The 16,933-nt window shown below is 38.0% G+C and carries 13 protein-coding genes and 1 tRNA gene; 10 read left to right on the top strand and 4 right to left on the bottom strand.

Annotated elements, in window-relative coordinates:
* Positions 1 to 31: 31 nt before the first annotated feature.
* The 4 genes from HDC90_RS18745 (at position 32) to HDC90_RS18730 (ending at position 4,565) form a co-directional block, all read left to right on the top strand.
* On the top strand, positions 32 to 505 hold the full coding sequence (locus HDC90_RS18745; RefSeq protein WP_184469110.1) for a TspO/MBR family protein: 474 nt from the start codon (positions 32 to 34) through the stop codon (positions 503 to 505).
* Between the two features lie 82 nt (positions 506 to 587).
* Positions 588 to 2,852, top strand: a complete 2,265-nt coding sequence (locus tag HDC90_RS18740; protein ID WP_255497749.1) for a patatin-like phospholipase family protein — start codon at positions 588 to 590, stop codon at positions 2,850 to 2,852.
* Complete coding sequence (locus HDC90_RS18735; protein WP_184469108.1) at positions 2,849 to 3,379, top strand: hypothetical protein; 531 nt, start codon at positions 2,849 to 2,851, stop codon at positions 3,377 to 3,379. Before HDC90_RS18740 ends, HDC90_RS18735 begins: the two co-directional genes overlap by 4 nt.
* 616 nt (positions 3,380 to 3,995) lie before the next feature.
* The gene (locus HDC90_RS18730; protein ID WP_184469107.1) at positions 3,996 to 4,565 is read left to right on the top strand and encodes a 2'-5' RNA ligase family protein; all 570 of its coding nucleotides are present in this window, start codon (positions 3,996 to 3,998) and stop codon (positions 4,563 to 4,565) included.
* On the opposite strand, the gene HDC90_RS18725 is transcribed toward HDC90_RS18730, so the two are convergent.
* Complete coding sequence (locus HDC90_RS18725) at positions 4,566 to 6,992, bottom strand: BamA/TamA family outer membrane protein (RefSeq protein WP_370576650.1); 2,427 nt, start codon at positions 6,990 to 6,992, stop codon at positions 4,566 to 4,568.
* Here HDC90_RS18725 and HDC90_RS18720 point away from each other — a divergent pair.
* From HDC90_RS18720 to HDC90_RS18705, 4 genes are all read left to right on the top strand, one after another.
* A complete protein-coding gene (locus tag HDC90_RS18720) occupies positions 6,977 to 7,723 on the top strand; it encodes an RNA methyltransferase (protein WP_184469103.1) in 747 nt (248 codons plus the stop codon). The genes HDC90_RS18725 and HDC90_RS18720 overlap by 16 nt on opposite strands.
* A 59-nt stretch (positions 7,724 to 7,782) precedes the next feature.
* Positions 7,783 to 7,856, top strand: a tRNA-Cys gene (locus HDC90_RS18715).
* A gap of 34 nt (positions 7,857 to 7,890) precedes the next feature.
* On the top strand, positions 7,891 to 8,061 hold the full coding sequence (locus HDC90_RS18710) for a hypothetical protein (RefSeq protein ID WP_057933572.1): 171 nt from the start codon (positions 7,891 to 7,893) through the stop codon (positions 8,059 to 8,061).
* 115 nt (positions 8,062 to 8,176) lie between these two features.
* Positions 8,177 to 8,842, top strand: coding sequence for a DNA alkylation repair protein (locus tag HDC90_RS18705; protein ID WP_184469101.1), 666 nt, complete (start codon positions 8,177 to 8,179; stop codon positions 8,840 to 8,842).
* A 49-nt stretch (positions 8,843 to 8,891) separates the two neighbouring features.
* On the opposite strand, the gene HDC90_RS18700 is transcribed toward HDC90_RS18705, so the two are convergent.
* From HDC90_RS18700 to HDC90_RS18690, 3 genes are all read right to left on the bottom strand, one after another.
* A complete protein-coding gene (locus tag HDC90_RS18700; protein ID WP_184469099.1) occupies positions 8,892 to 9,938 on the bottom strand; it encodes a quinone-dependent dihydroorotate dehydrogenase in 1,047 nt (348 codons plus the stop codon).
* Between the two features lie 116 nt (positions 9,939 to 10,054).
* Positions 10,055 to 10,696, bottom strand: a complete 642-nt coding sequence (locus HDC90_RS18695; protein WP_184469097.1) for an NAD(P)-dependent oxidoreductase — start codon at positions 10,694 to 10,696, stop codon at positions 10,055 to 10,057.
* Positions 10,697 to 10,768: 72 nt separating this feature from the next.
* Positions 10,769 to 11,179: an Rrf2 family transcriptional regulator gene (locus HDC90_RS18690; RefSeq protein WP_184469095.1), complete on the bottom strand. Its 411-nt coding sequence runs from the start codon at positions 11,177 to 11,179 to the stop codon at positions 10,769 to 10,771.
* Between the two features lie 125 nt (positions 11,180 to 11,304).
* Between HDC90_RS18690 and HDC90_RS18685 the strand changes: the two genes are divergently transcribed.
* Positions 11,305 to 14,385: an AsmA family protein gene (locus HDC90_RS18685; protein WP_184469093.1), complete on the top strand. Its 3,081-nt coding sequence runs from the start codon at positions 11,305 to 11,307 to the stop codon at positions 14,383 to 14,385.
* Between the two features lie 133 nt (positions 14,386 to 14,518).
* Positions 14,519 to 16,426 carry an ABC-F family ATP-binding cassette domain-containing protein gene (locus HDC90_RS18680; RefSeq protein WP_184469091.1) on the top strand — a complete coding sequence of 636 codons (1,908 nt, stop codon included), beginning with the start codon at positions 14,519 to 14,521 and terminating at the stop codon, positions 16,424 to 16,426.
* The last annotated feature ends 507 nt before the right edge of the window (positions 16,427 to 16,933 follow it).

The raw sequence follows: 16,933 nt of genomic DNA, 5'->3' as shown, positions 1-16,933 counted from the left end.
ATTTGCCGTTGTTTAAACTCAAATTTAGCGCATGAAATTAAAACCTCTGGCTTTTGTTATTAATATAGCCATTACTCTGGGTGTTGGTGCTTTAGGCGGATGGGCAACTGCACAATCTGTTAAAACCTGGTATACAACACTAAACAAACCCTCCTTTAACCCGCCAAACTGGCTTTTTGCACCTGTTTGGACTACACTTTATATACTTATTGGTATTGCGGCTTATTTGGTGTGGGTTAGACGTGATAAAATTGTTCATTTCCCGCGAACAGTTGCCATTTATTTAATCCAGTTAATTTTAAATTTAGGCTGGTCGTTCATTTTCTTTTATCTGCGAGAGGTAGGTTTTGCCCTTGCCGAAATTATTTTATTGTTGGTTATCATTATCATCAATGCATCCATATTCTATAAAATAAACAAATGGGCGGGTTTAATATTTATCCCCTACATTCTTTGGGTAACTTTTGCATCATTTTTAACCTACAACATTTTCATATTGAACTAATTTTAAAAGAAAACCCTATTTTTAGGGAGTGGTAGCTATTAAAAGATCCTTACTGATACTCTTCGTTCTGTGCTGTAACCAATTGCAGGCGCAAAAGGTAGGTCTTGTGTTTAGTGGCGGCGGTGCAAAAGGATTGGCGCACATTGGCACATTAAAGGCTTTGGAAGAAAACCACATTCCTATCGATTACATTACCGGCACCTCGATGGGCGGCATTGTTGGTGCCATGTATGCTGCAGGTTATAGCCCTGCGGAGATAGAAAAAATTGCACTGAGCAACGACTTCCAAAATTGGGTAAACGGGCGATACACCAGCGACTATACCTATTATTTCCAGAAAAATGCACCCAATGCCTCTATGCTTACTGCAAAAGTGGCTATTGATACCGGTTTTCATTTTAGTTTCCGCTCTAACCTCATTAATGATATTCCATTAAACTTTGCTTTCCTTGAGCTTTTTTCGCAAGCTTCTGCCGTTTCTAAAGATAATTTCGACAATCTTTTTGTTCCCTATCGCTGTATGGTTGCAGATGTACTTTCGCAAAAAAGCATCACAGTAAGCAAAGGAAGTTTAGCAGAAGCGGTAAGGGCAACCATGACTGTGCCTATTATCTACCGGCCGATTAAATTAGACGGAAAGTATGTTTTTGACGGTGGGCTCTATAATAATTTCCCTGCCGATGTAATGGAAAGGGATTTTAAGCCCGATTATGTAATAGGTGCCAATGTTTCTTCTAAAACTTATAACGAGTATCCTAAAAATATCGACGATCGTTTAATGAACCGCTTTTTGGTATATATGTTTCTATCTAAATCAGACTCTACCATGATCGGTAAAAACGGCGTATACATCCAACCCGATTTAACTACTTATAGTGTAACTAATTTTGCACCTGTAGAAGAGCTGATCAAAAAAGGATACGATGCAACAATGGCCGATATGCCAAGAATTAAAGCTTTGATCAGCAAAAGAGTGAGCGATAAAGAACTGGCAGAAAGAAGGGAAAAATTTAATGCAAAAAAACCAGATCTAAAGTTCAGCAACATTATCGTAACAGGTGTAAACAGTCAACAGAAAAAATATGTAGAAAGGCTTTTCAAGAGCGATAAAACTACTTTTAACCTGCAAGATATTAAACGTGGGTATTATAAGCTCGTGGCCGATCAAACCTTCGAAACGGTGTATCCTAAAATTTCTTATCAAGCTGCAACAGATAGTTATACTTTTGAGGTAGTGGCACAGCCAAAAAAGAGCTTTAAACTCGAATTAGGTGGTAATATCTCCACAAGGCCGATCAGTAATGTGTTTTTGGGTGCCCAGTACAATTACCTCAACAGAAAATCTTATACTTTTGGAACCAGTTTTTACTCCGGCCGTTTTTACGAATCCGTACAGGTAAATGGCAGGGTAGATTACCCAACCAGGCTGCCCTTGTTTCTCGCCGCCGAGTTAACTTATAACCACTGGAATTTCTATAATACCAGCCAGATATTTATCGAAAACCCACGACCAATTTACATCGAACAATCAGACCGGAAGATTGATCTCATGATGGGAATGCCTTTAAATTACAACACCAAAATTGTTCTCCATGCAACATTCATTAACAACAATGACCGTTACAGCCCGAATAATACTTTTGCCATAGGCGATTTGTTAGACCAAACCATATTTAATGGTTTCAGAAGCTCGCTAAACTTCGAAAAAAACTCGCTGAACAGAAAACAATACGCCACCAATGGCCAAAGTTTTTCGTTAAGTTTTAATTACACTACAGGTCGCGAAAATTACAATCCGGGTAATATTTTCCGCAACACCCCAGGTTTTGTGAAAATTCCGGGTAGTAGCCGGCTACACCAGTGGGGCAGTATTAAGCTCACTCAGGAAAACTATTTTTTACACCTTAAAAAATATACTTTGGGTTATATTGTTGAAGGTGTAATTTCTAACCAGCCCCTATTTAGCAACTATTACGCAACACTTTTAACTGCTCCAGCTTTTTATCCCCTGCAAGATAGCCGTTCGCTATTTCTCGATAAATTTAGGGCAACTACCTATGCCGCTGGTGGAATAAAAAACATTTATAATGTCAAAAAAAATCTAGACTTTAGATTAGAGGGTTATTTATTTTTACCCCATAAAGAATTTGAGCTGAATAATTTTCAGGATATAAATTATGCAAAGGCCATTACCAAGTTACGTTATGCAGGTACCGCTGGTCTGGTTTATCACTCACCTCTAGGGCCTGTTAGCCTGAGCTATAATTTATATAATGATGCTGTTAAAAGAAATGGTGTATTATTGCATATCGGTTATTTAATTTACAATAAACGTTCTATCGAATGAAAAGAATCTTACTCTTGCTTTCGCTGTGTTTAATCGGGCTATTCAGCACTGCACAAACCGCAGCAATCAATAATTTTCTGGTAAAAGAGAATTTGCTTAAAAACAATAAACTGGCCATTATTGCAGCCGATTCGCTAAACAATCCTAACGAGAATATAAATGGAACTTATACCTTTAGTGTAAGTGGTTTTACACAGGTACTAAAGTTTAATGATGGTATAGCCGTGCTACCTCTACCGATAGATAAATCTACCTTCGTTTATATTAAACATCAAAACGACTCTGGTACCCATAGCAAACTCGTGTATGTGTACAAAAAAGATACCGATTTAAGCCCATATGCAATAAATAGTTTATGGCTTTTCATCATTCCGATCATACTGATTATTATTGCTTTTGCCTTCCGAAAACTGATCATATTTGTGGTAATTGTTTTTCTGGTATTTGTATATTTTAATCACAGCAATGGCTTAAACCTATCTACATTTTTCGAAAGTATTTTTGATGGCTTGAAAAACCTTGTCTGATTTTCCTAATTAAAATCGTTATTACGAAGAGGGACAACCAAGCAATCTTACTACAATGGATTGCGCTTCGCAACATAAATAAGAAAATCCTGGCGATTGCTTTAAGATACTTCGTTCCGCGCAATGACAGCATTTTATTATTTTTTTTTTAGAAAAGCAATTCCTGTGGTGCTTCGGTTATACCAGTCCCGCCCTTTGCTTAACCCCGATAAATATTCAATAAGTCAAATTACATTTAAATCGGGGTAACACTGTCGGTCGGGTTTATTTTACATAGGTCCGTCATTTCGACCGCAGTGGAGAAATCTTTAATATAGTTAATTAACAAATTTCTCTGTATTTTCCGAGCCTCCGTGGCAAAAATAAATTGTTTCGTGTAGACGCGAACCACAGCGGTCGGTTTATTTCATCACTGATAACAGTACTGTCTACCCCCTTAAACTCGATCAAAGCGAGATGCCGATATTTCATTGGCAGAAGCGGGAGCGGGACAGCTGCCAGCTAATAGCTTCTGCAACTGCTTTCCAAAAAGGAAATCTGGGCTTCAACTGACAGCAACATCAACAATTCCTATAATTCATTTTTAAATTACTAATATTTTTAGTAAATTTACTTTATGGAAAATCTATTTTTAGTGTGCTTAGTGCCTCCTATTTCTATTGTAGAAGATATAGACGAGATCAGAACATACATTTCGGATAAATTTAAGGTGTACGAATCATTAAAACGCCCGGCGCACATCACCCTATACCCTCCAGTAAAACTAGCTGCATTCGATATAGAAAAAAGTTTTTTTAAAGCTTTAGCAGATGCATCTTTCAGTCTGCCCTTTACACAGGTGCTCAGAAATTTTAATTCATTTCCAGAGCATACCTTTTATCTTGATGTTGAACAAAATGAGGGACTAATGCGCCTAGAAAAACAGATAACCAAAGCATTACAACCTTTGAAATTGATAGAAAAAAAAGAAAAATTCAATCCACATTTAACCTTGGCGTTCCGGGATGTAAAACCGCCCGTTTTCAAACAGATTTCTGCTGAATTTAAAGACAGGAAATTTAAGCGGGAGTTTCAGGTTTCATCCTTTTCCGTTTACAAGCATACGGATAAAAGATGGCAGCCCTTTAAAGAATTCCATTTTAAAGATCCCGGTACAAAGCCTAAAGTTTTAAGTCTTTTTGGTTAATTAAAATGGCATACCTATGCCAAAGTTATATTGAAGGAAGCGATAGGTATCAGGTCCATGTGTGGCGTTATAACTATTTTTAAAATCTCTTGCCCCTGATAAAAACTTACCGATAACCCATTGATTTGAGCCTGTAAACTGAGGGTCTTTAAGCTTTAAACCCACATCGAACCGAAATACAAAGTATTGTACGTCATATCTAAGGCCTACACCCGTACCAATAGCCAGCTGTTGTACAAATCTGTTTAACTTAAACACGGTTTGCTCATCAAGTGTAGGAGTGGCAAGCAGAATTGATTCGCCTTTACGGAGATTCCATACATTACCAGCATCAACAAAGGCGGCTCCTTTCAATGTTGCCCCAAAAAACTTTTTGGCTACTGTAAAACGGTATTCGAAGTTGGTTTCGATACGCATGGTTCCAAGCTGATCAAGTCCGTAAAATGCTTTCCTCAGGGTATCGCTCCTTAAAAGCCCCCTATCATAATTGCCAGGCCCAATGGTTCTGGCCTGCCAGGCTCTTACGCCGCTTGATCCCCCAGCAAAAAATTGCTTCTCGAAAGGTATACCCGTTACTACCGAATTTCCATAGGCGTAGGCCACACCTGCGTTTAAACGCGCAACAAACTGCCGCTCCCCACCTAAGTGTTTGTACCATCTGATATCAACCTCGGGGCGCATATATTGGTTAAAAGGTAAACCCAATATCTTTGCTGCATTGTTTATAGTATCTTTTTTGGCACCTGTTAATTTAGAGATGCCCTGCAACATATTACCCGCAATATCCATTCCCGCCCTTAAGTAAACAAAAGATCGGTATTCATTTAGCTTATTTGCATTTAAAGTATAAGTATATTTCATCCCCAGGGTTAAATCTTTACGACCTAATAATGTGGAGTAATAAAGGTTATTCAATACGGTTTGAGCATCAACATTAGGATCTAAATTACCAAAACGGTATTCGAAATTCAATGGTGTAAAGGAGTGTAGCTTAGATTTGGTTTCAAACCAATCGTAAGTAATGGAATTGATAAAAATCCTTCTTACTGATACATCTTTCTGCAAAGCATAAATATAACTGCTTGAAAAAGTAGTATGCGGCATTCCATTCCCCCCCAAAACCGGATTGTAGAAAGGAATCATCAACCTAGGTACTGTAATGCTTGTACTGATTGAAAAATCGCGCTGATAAATATCACTAAAAGGTTTAGCCCCATTGCCTATTCTTGATTGCAAACCACCTTTTACCTGAAGTTCAAATCGTTCTGCTCCTCTGAAAATATTGTTGTTGGTATAGGTATTTCCGATAGTAAACCCTACTGTACCCCCATTAAACGGCACCTCTCCTTCCACGCGGTTAGTCATTACCTTTTGCGGAATAAGCTGTATTACCGCATTTATTTTATTTGAGGTACTGTCTCTTCTAAAGTAATCGATCTTTACATTCTTAAAAATATTGAGTTCATATAATCGATCGTAAGTGAGGTTTTCATTCCGGATATCATAAAGTTCGCCTTGCTTCAGAAAATCATATCTTAGAATTGGGTTTCGGCGGTAACGTTTGGAAAAATCGGTGAATATGACGCCATTAACCGTGTCTTTACTGAGCTTATAACGCACCGAATCAGGAAAACCATCAGGGTTAGGCGCAATAATCATATGGGTATATCCAATATTGAACTGCTTATGTTCGCCATCGTTAGGGTCGGTTACATTTAGGTTAAGATCAATTTTATTGGTTTTAGAAGTAGGTTCTGCACCATAAACGTCGAAATTTACATATGGCCTTAAGAAATAAAAATATCCGTTTTCTTTCATAATGCGGTAAATCTGCTCCCTTTCATACGTTAATGAGTCTTCATCGTACTGCATTCCTTTATGTAAATGGGTTATTTTAGCCTTATTCGATTCGTAAAGGTTTTTAATATTTACATTTGGTATCGATTCTGAAAGTTTCTCAATAAAATAAGCGGGCCCAGGTTTTGCACTAAATACAATTTCGGCCTTTTTATCTGCAATCTTTATGGCAGAAGTTACTTCGGCCTGGCGGTAACCCTTACTTTTTAAAAACTTCTGTATCTGTGTTCTGGAAATTTCGACCAGTGTGCTATCTAAAATGGCCGGTGGCGTACCAAACGGCTTAATATCGCTGGTTTTATACCTGCCATCTTTGGTATTGAACAAATTATATAATGGCACCTGAATACTCAATTTAGAAGCCGGCCTGATATCTTTCTGAACATAATTATAAGCCTGTTCTTCAAATTTAGCATCTATACTATCAATAGTTACCTTTTTCACTATCGATTGATAGTCTGGAATATACTTGGTTGATGAGCAGGCCTGAATTAAAACAATAATAAATAGTAATATTGCAGTGCTTTTCAGTTTAATATTTATTGAGTTTTGGTATGCTTTCAAAATCACAGATTAGTTTTATAAAATCGTTACATCAAAAAAAATACCGTAAAGAACATGGTTTATTTATTGTTGAAGGTATAAAATCCATAAAAGAATTTTTCCAATCAAGCTACCAGATCCATACTATATTTTACAACAGCGAACAATACAATTTGTTACCCAAATTGCCTGCAAATATAAACTTATTTGAAGTAAAGAACGCTGAATTAGACAAGATTAGTACGCTACAAACACCACAAGGCTTTTTAGCGCTCATTCATATCCCAAAAAATAAAGAATTAACTTTAAAAGAGCTAAAAAATCAGTTCACTTTGGTTTTAGATGGCGTTCAGGATCCTGGTAATATGGGCACCATCATTAGAACAGCAGATTGGTTTGGTTTTAAAAACATTATTTGCTCTACCGACTGTGTAGAAGTATTCAATCCAAAAACCGTACAGGCCACAATGGGCTCTTTAGCACGGGTAAATATTTATGAAACAGATTTACCAGCGTTATTAGAAAAAAATACCATCCCTGTATTTGGAGCCTTGTTAGATGGCGAATCGATTTACAAAACGCAATGGGGAGCTGAAGGATTAGTGATTTTAGGGAATGAAGGGAAGGGAATATCGGCAGAAGTAATCAAAAAAATAAATAAACCGGTAACCATTCCGAGAATTGGGGAAGCCGAATCGTTAAACGTGGCCGTAAGTGCCGCAATCTTTTGTGCTGAGTTAGTGCGAGTTCGAAATTAAATTGAGATATTATTTGCGGGCTAACTAATAATTGCTATTTTTGCAGCCTTGAATTTAAGGGTCGAGTGGCCGAGTGGCTAGGCAGAGGTCTGCAAAACCTTCTACAGCGGTTCGAATCCGCTCTCGACCTCCATTTGTACAAATAAAATAATTAAAAGGTTATTACCATGGCAGTTACCAGATTAAAAAGAAAAGACAGAAGAAATAAAAATACAGCTCACCAAGAGGTAGCATTTTTAAAGAGAGCAACTAACATCGAGTTGGGAAGCCGCTCTGCACAACCGAAAAACGATCAATTAGCTAAAAACAATGCTGTTTTAGCTACTTTGGCAAAATAGTTTTTAGAAATTCTTCTTAAAGATTTAAAGCATCCTTCTGATCAAAGGATGCTTTTTTTATGGCCGAAAAAATCCGGATAATCTTTAAATTTGAAAACAGTGAACGGTATAAACCATGAATCTTACAGAAACCCTTTCAAAACTAGAATCGCTCGGCGAAGAGAAAGTCCGTGCCATGCACATTAAAAATGGTGCAAGAGCAAACATTTTTGGTGTTAAAATGGGCGACATCAGGGCGATAGCCAAAAAGATCAAAACCGATCATGAACTTGCACTTCAACTTTGGGAAACCGAAAATATAGATGCCCGACTGCTAGCTATCTTAATCCTTAAACCAAAAGCACTATCTGCAGCACAGATTGAAAACATGGTAGCTTCAGAAAATTTTACCTGGGCTGCTGATTGGTTTTACAATTACATCGTTAAAGAATACCCTGATAATGAACAATTCCGGGAAAAGTGGATGAATTCGGAAAATATCATGCTGGCCCGCGCAGGCTGGAGCTTAACCAGCGGACGTATAACCAGAGCACCTGAAGGAATAGACATCCCGGCAATACTTGATCGGATTGAAAAAGAAATGCCTAAAGCAGCACCAGAAATTCAATGGACAATGAACACTGCATTGGCCCAGATTGGCATTAACCATCCTGATTATAGGGAAAGCGCCCTGGCCATCGGCGAAAAACTTGGCATTTACCGCAATTATCCCGTTTCTAAAGGCTGTACTTCTCCATTTGCACCAATATGGATTAATGAAATGGTAAGCAGACAAAAATAATGGCTTCCTTAAGGCTGTATTGAATCTTAAGATTATGCTTGCAAGCGCCTTAGCTTAATTCTTTAACGTTAACTAATGCTTTGCAGATATTTTTGATCAAGCCTGGTCCTTCGTAAATAAAACCCGTATACAACTGAACCAGACTGGCGCCAGCATCCAGTTTCTCTTGTGCATCTTTAGCCGAATGAATACCTCCTACCCCAATGATCGGGAAAGCTTTATTTGATTTTTCTGAAAGATAACGGATTACCTCGGTTGAACGTTCTTTTACAGGTTTTCCGCTCAATCCACCGGTTTCTGCCTTTAAATTCTGCTCTGCAGCCAGGTTTTCCCTGCTGATGGTAGTATTGGTAGCAATAATGCCTGCAATTTTTGTTTCTGCCACAATTTCAATAATATCATCTAATTGCGCATCAGTTAAATCAGGGGCAATTTTTAACAAAATCGGCCGTGAAATATCATTTTTAAGATTGCGCTGCTGCAAGGTATTCAGAATTTTCTTTAGGGGTTCTTTTTCTTGTAGCTCGCGTAAGCCTGGCGTATTTGGGGAACTTACATTTACCACAAAATAATCTACCACATCAAAAAGACGGTCAAAACATTTAATATAGTCGCGTACTGCATCTTCATTTGGCGTAGCCTTGTTTTTACCGATATTTCCACCCACCACAATATCTGGATGTTTATCTTTTAACAGGCGCAAACGTTCGGCCATTACATCCACCCCTTTATTGTTAAAGCCCATTCGGTTGATTAAGGCTTCGTCATTAGGTAAGCGGAACATCCGGGGTTTATCATTTCCCGGCTGTGGCATTGGCGTTACCGTACCCACTTCAATAAAGCCGAAGCCTAAATTACTAAGTGGCTCTACATATTCACCGTTTTTATCAAATCCGGCGGCCAAACCAACAGGATTTCTGAATTTTACACCAAAAACCTCACGTTCTAAACCTTTAATATGCACATCAAAGCTGCTACGGATAATGGTTTTACCCAGCGGAAACTTATCATTAAACCACTTTAACCGCTTTACTACAAAATAATGTACGTTCTCAGGGTCAAATTTGAAGAATATTGGTTTAATAATGCGATACATGCCACGAAGATAAGAACTTAATAGGAAAAAGGAAAATGGAGCAGTTATCAGTTATCAGTTACTACCGACCGATGGCCAATGCACTAATGAGCATCTAACTGCTCCATTCTACTTCCCTAATAAGCCGCTGTAAACTGCTCCTGATGATGTACGTTATTTTCCAGCTCATCGGCAATTACAATCGCTAAATCCTCAACTGATAAAATAGAACGGCCTTCTTCGTTAAAAACCGGACTTGTTTTGCCCAAACGGTATTTCCCGGTACGGCCAGTGGTGATGCCTTGATGCATCTCAATAGCCGGACTAAAAAACAACCAGTCTAGTTCCTTCTCTTGTTTTAGCGTATTAAAATAATCTCTTACTGCAGTTGCACCTGGCTTGTATTCGGCAGGGAAGTTCGGTCCATCTACAATTTGGTGACCATCAATCTGCAAAGTACCTGCTCCACCAATAAAAATATAACGTTTAACGCCCGATGCTTTTACCGCAGCCTGAATGGCTTTTGCTCCCACTACTGTATCGTTATATAAATTTGGGTTGGTCCAACCTGCATTAAAAGCGCTTACTACGGCATCGGCACCTGCTAAAGCCGCTGCTAATTTTTCAGTATCTAAAACATCTACAGCTACCCGATCACTGTTATTTTCAATTTTAGTGATATCGCGCGCAATGGCGATGACTTCATTTCCACGACTTACTAATTCGTTTAAAATGGCTTTGCCTACAAATCCAGAGGCTCCTATTAATGCTACTTTCATGTTATTTAATTTTTAAATGTATTTATTTGTTTAAATTGTAATATTTTTAATTACAGTTATATTTAAATTTTTTTATTTAAAACCTGCGCTAAAATCTTTCAATGTTTTGGATGATAGATTTTTAACCAAAGCGGCTTCGGCTTCATGATATAAATCAGTTAAGTGTTTAGTGATCTGTTTCCCTACAGGACAATCAGGATTAGGCTCATTTCTACTTTCGCCTAAAAGGCTTTTTTGTTTAACGGCCCTATATACATCGCCCAAATTAATATCGGCAGCGTTTTTCGCCAATGTAGAGCCGCCCCCCTTTCCTTCCTTACTTTGTACAAAACCATGCTTATGCAGGTTGGCCAATTCCTTTCTCACCAGAACAGGATTGCAGTTAATACTTCCAGCAATATATTCTGAATTCAATAGCTGCCCTTTCACCTGATCGAGGAGTGTAAGAATGTGAAGCGAAATGGAAAAATGACTATTATTCATACTGTAACAATTTTAATTACAGAACAAAGATATAAATATGTTTTATAATACAAAAATGTTAAATTTTTATTCCTAATTCATCTAAAGATTATCTTTGCGCCAAATTCTGCACTTAAACTAAAATATTGAAAAAGTTCTTAAAAATATCCGCGATTACGATCGTTTCCTTAATAGCCCTCCTAATTGTTATTCCATATGTAATTCCGCAGACCATTACCAAGGAAATTACACAGCTTATTAATAAAAACATAAAAGGCGAAGTAAAGTTTGAAAGCACCAACATTTCCTTTTTCAATCATTTCCCTTCACTAACTTTAAATTTAAACGAGTTTTTACTAAAAGGCTCGGCTCCTTTTCAACAGGATACGCTTATTTATACCAAAAAATTAGCGTTGGGCATAAACCTGCTCTCTTTATTCTCTAAACAGGTTAAAATTGATCAGTTCTACTTAGACGATGCCCGCATTAATATCCTTAGCGATGAAAAAGGTCATGCAAATTATAATGTTTACGAAAGCAAAAAGGAAAATACGCAGAATACAAGCAAAAGTAATACTGCCATAAAGATTGAAGGGATTTTCATCAACAACAGCAACCTTACTTATAGCGACCATTCAATTCCTATGCTCATCAGGACCAAGGGGCTTAACTATAGCGGAAAAGGCGACCTCAGCAACGCAATATTTGACTTAAAAAGCAATCTTTCTATCAATGAAATGGATGTTTATTATGCCAATACACCCTATTTAATCAAGAAAAAAATAAATGCCAATCTGATCACAAAAGTAAATACCAACTCACTTAATCTAATTTTCGATGAGAACAATTTAAAGATCAATTCGCTCCCAATCCGTTTTGTAGGGCATTTTTCCTTTTTAAAGGATGGTTACGATATCGATTTCAGAACCAAGGCAAAAGAGACAGATCTACAGAATATTTTTACTGCGCTACCTTCAGAAATTGCTGATAAACTGGAAAAAACAAAGGTAAAAGGTTATGCAGAGATTGATGCTTCGTTAATAGGAAAATACATTGCTGCCACACACAGTATGCCTACACTCTCCTTTAACATGAAAGTAAGGGATGGATCAATTTCTAATCCAAACGCTCCAGAGCCGATCAGCAACCTGTTTTTAAACTTAAAAACAAAACTTCCGGGCTTGAATAAGGATAGTCTACTGATTAATATGGACAGCCTTTACTTCAACATCGGAAAAGACTATGTAGCCTCTGTTACCAAAATAAAAGGTTTATCGGCACCCGAAATTTACACCGATACCCGTTCCAATATCGATTTAGCCAAATGGGCCAAAGTGGTAAATATGGACAATCTGAAACTGAAAGGCCGCTTAAACATTAACCTCAAGGCCCATGGCAAATACACCAAAAAGGTACAATACTCGGGCATTAGGCAGGTAGATACTGTTATTGCCACTGTCCCTAAATTTTCGTTAAAAGCTAGTCTGGCGGATGGTTATTTTAAGTACCCTGCCCTACCTGCCGCTATTGATAAAATTAACTTTAACATTAACGGTTCCAATACCGATGGCGATTATAAAAGCACTAAACTGGCTATCGAAAATATCGATATCCAGGCGTTGAATAACTACATCAGGGGCTTTGCCAAAATTCAAACGGCAGAGAATATGCCGCTAGATATTCAGTTGAAATCGTTGATTAACTTTGCCGATATCAAAAACATTTATCCGGTTAAAGGTTACGAGTTAAGCGGCATCATGAATATCGACCTGCAAAGTAAAGGTCCCTACAATAAAATAAAAAAACTTTTCCCAGTTACCACTGCCAGCATTAAGCTAAATAACGGCAGGATTAAAACTCCAAATTTCGATCAACCTTTAGAGCAGATTAAAATTGATGCCGACCTGATTAACAACAACGGGACTTTAAAAAACACTAAACTGAATATTAAACCCATTTCATTCCAAATGGCGGGGCAGCCTTTTATGCTGAAGGCCGATGTGCATAATTTCGAAAATATTGCTTATAGTGTTTCATCAAAGGGCACAATAGATATTGGTAAAATGTATAAACTGTTTGCAGTAAAAGGCTACCAGGTTAATGGAGTTATCTTAGCAGATGTTTTATTTAAAGGTGCACAGAGCGATGCATTGGCTGGCAGATATAACAAACTGCAAAACAATGGCACCATTAGTATTAAAAACCTTAATATCCGGTCTGATTTATTCCCCAAAAGCTTTTTAATCAAAAACGGTGTATTTTCTTTCCGTCAGGACAAGATGAATTTTGATGAATTTAACGCCACCTATGGGCAGTCTGACTTTAAACTGAACGGAAGTCTGAACAATGTAATTAATTATGCTTTAAATGATAAAGCTAAACTGGAAGGGAATTTTAAACTTAGCAGTAAGCAAATTTTGGCTGACGAATTTATGGTTTATGCAGATGGTGGCACAGCAACTTCAGCCCCTTCAAGTGGTGTAATCTTAATTCCCGATAACCTGAACGTTATTTTTTCGGCCAATGCTGCCGAAGTAAAATATAATGGCCTCCATATCAAAAACGCGAAAGGCACCATGCGCATCAACAATGGGGCTTTAACCTTACAACAAACCGGTTTCAATATTGCGGGTGCACAGGTAGCTATGGATGCGAATTACAAGAGCACCAGTACCAAAACTGGCTTATTCGATTTCCATCTTACTGCTAAAGAATTTGATATTGCACGCGCTTACAAAGAAATTAAACTATTTAGAGAAATGGCCAGCTCGGCATCAAAAGTAAAAGGTGTTGTTGGTTTAGATTATCAACTCTCAGGTAAATTGAATGCTGAAATGTTTCCGGTATATCCATCGCTGAAAGGAGGAGGTATACTTAGCTTGAAAAAAGTAAGCTTAATGGGCTTCAAAATGATGAACGCTGTGAGTAAAGCAACAAAAAGAGACAGTTTAACCAATCCAGATTTATCCGATGTTCAAATAAAATCGACCATTAAAAACAATATCATTACCATCGAACAAACCAAAATGAAAGTAGCGGGTTTCAGGCCACGTTTCGAAGGTCAGGTAAGCTTCGATGGCAGGTTAAACTTAAGCGGCCGCTTAGGCCTCCCTCCATTTGGTTTATTTGGCATCCCGCTGAGCATAACAGGTACACAGGAAAAACCAATTGTGAAACTGAAAAGGAATAAAGAAGGTAAACTGGAAGAAACAGGAGAAAATAAATAGCTCCATTAATAAAAGATAAGCATTAAAAGGTTGCAGTATTGCTTTTCCAAAAAGCTAAAGCAAAACCACTGGCTTATCCTATTTGATTTTCGACCTAAAAAAAGCCTTTAAATTTCGTACTTTTGCAGCCGAAATGATTTCAATAAATAATTTAACTTTCCTGATTGGCTCAAGGGCCTTATACGATGACGCAAACTGGCACATTAAACCTGGTGACAGAGCTGGTTTAATTGGCGCCAACGGAACAGGAAAATCAACACTTTTAAAGATAATTGTAGGAGAGTATGCCCCAACTTCGGGTACCGTTTCCATGTCAAAAGACCTTAAAATCGGTTACTTAAACCAGGATTTACTTTCTTACGATTCGCACCATAGCATTTTGCATGTGGCCATGGAGGCTTTCGAACGCCAAAACCAATTGCACGATGAGATTGAAGAGCTGCTAAAAAAAATCGAAACAGATTATAGCGAAGAGGTTTTATTCAAATTAAGTGATAAACAGCAAGAATTTGAAGCTTTAGATGGCTATAACATCGAATATAGAGCAAACGAAATTTTAGCTGGTTTAGGTTTCAGTACAGCAGACCAACTGCGCCCGTTAAATACCTTCTCAGGGGGTTGGCGGATGCGTGTAATGCTGGCGAAGATTTTATTACAAACACCAGATATCTTATTACTGGATGAGCCGACCAACCACATGGATTTACCTTCCATTAAATGGTTAGAAAACTATTTAATGAGTTTTGAAGGTGCCATTGTAATTGTATCTCATGATAGGTATTTCTTAGATAAAATTGTAAACCGTACGGTAGAATCGCGCAAGGGCAAGTTAACCGTATATGCAGGTAACTATAGCTTCTATGTTGAAGAAAAAGCTTTACGTGGCGAAATCCAAAAGGGTGAATTTAAAAACCAACAAGCCAAAATTAAGCAGGAAGAACGTTTAATTGAGCGTTTTAAAGCGAAGGCGAGCAAGGCTAAAATGGCCCAATCGCGGATGAAAGCTTTAGACAAGATGGAACGGATTGATGATGTTGATGATGATAACCCAACTGTAAATTTTGCTTTCAAATTCTCTAAACCATCAGGCAGGCATGTGGTGCGTATAGAACATGCCAATAAGAGTTATCCAAATGTGCATATTTTGGATGATGCCGAGGCTGTGATCGAAAAAGGCGATAAAATTGCCTTGATCGGGGCAAATGGTAAAGGTAAATCTACTTTATTGAGAATGATTGCCGGAGCCGAAAAATTTGAAGGTTTCTGCGAAACTGGTCATAATGTTACCACCACTTTCTTTGCGCAGCACCAATTGGAATCACTGCATTTAGAAAACTCAATTTTAGAAGAATTACAGGCATTTGCACCAAAACATAGCGACACGGAATTAAGGAGTATTTTAGGTTGCTTCCTTTTTACCGGTGATGATGTTTTCAAAAAGATCAAAGTGCTTTCGGGAGGAGAAAAATCACGTGTGGCCCTGGCTAAATCTTTAACAACAGATTCAAATTTCTTGATCCTGGATGAGCCTACCAACCACTTGGATATCCAATCGGTAAACATCCTGATTCAAGCATTGCAGCAATTTGAAGGTACTTTTATTGCCGTATCTCACGATAGGTATTTCTTAGATAATGTGGCCAACAAAATCTGGTTTATCGAAAGTGGAAAAATTAAAGAATACCCTGGCACCTATGCAGAATATGAAGAATGGAACAGCAAAAGGATAATTCCTGTGGCTAAACCTATTCCGGTTAAAATGCCAGAAAAACAAAAGGAACAGCCAAAAGTAGTTACGCCCAATACAGCTAGCCAGTTAAAAAAGCTGAACGATGAACTGCAAAAAACAGAAAAGCTGATTACAGAGCTAGAGCAGAACGTTAAATCTATAGAAGCAGAACTGGCTGATGAGCATGTTTACGCTAAAGCCGATAAACTGGCCGAAGCCAATAAACGTTATTTAGCTGCAAAACAGGAGTTAGACAATAACCAAAATAAATGGGAAAGTTTAGCTGCCGAAATTATGGAATTGGAGGGCTAATTTTGCCCCCTATTAAAGCACATTAAAGCCACAGAAATCTGTGGCTTTTTTTGTTGCCACGGAAGCGCAGAAACACGGATTAGCACGGAAGTAGTTAAATTCTTCGTCCCGTCATCTCCGCTGGAACGCAGTGGAATGGAGAGACCTATCTCGAGTTAGATTTAGCTTCGCTGAGCCTTCAGGTTCTCGACTTCGTTGCAGTCCGCCACCATTGACGTTATCTTTCAAATCATTATTAATCAACATTTTAACGACTTTAGGATTTCCATCCAGTTGGGCCATAGCACTATATCCCCGTTCTACTTAAATCCGGCCTAACAAATTTTTCGGGCTGCACTGTTCTGTCCGCACAACTACCTTCAAAAGAAAAATTTTCAGCCGGCATTTTTTGTTTCTTTTTGATGCCAAAAAGAAAGAGCCCTTCGGCGGCGGCGAGCCGAGGCAAGCCCCTGGTGTATGGAAAAGAAACAATTGTACGTCACTCATATTGATTTTTATAAGATAAAT

It is taken from the genome of Pedobacter sp. AK013, from assembly GCF_014205835.1.
Taxonomy (GTDB): Bacteria; Bacteroidota; Bacteroidia; order Sphingobacteriales; family Sphingobacteriaceae; genus Pedobacter.
This window is presented reverse-complemented; position numbering and strand designations above follow the sequence as displayed.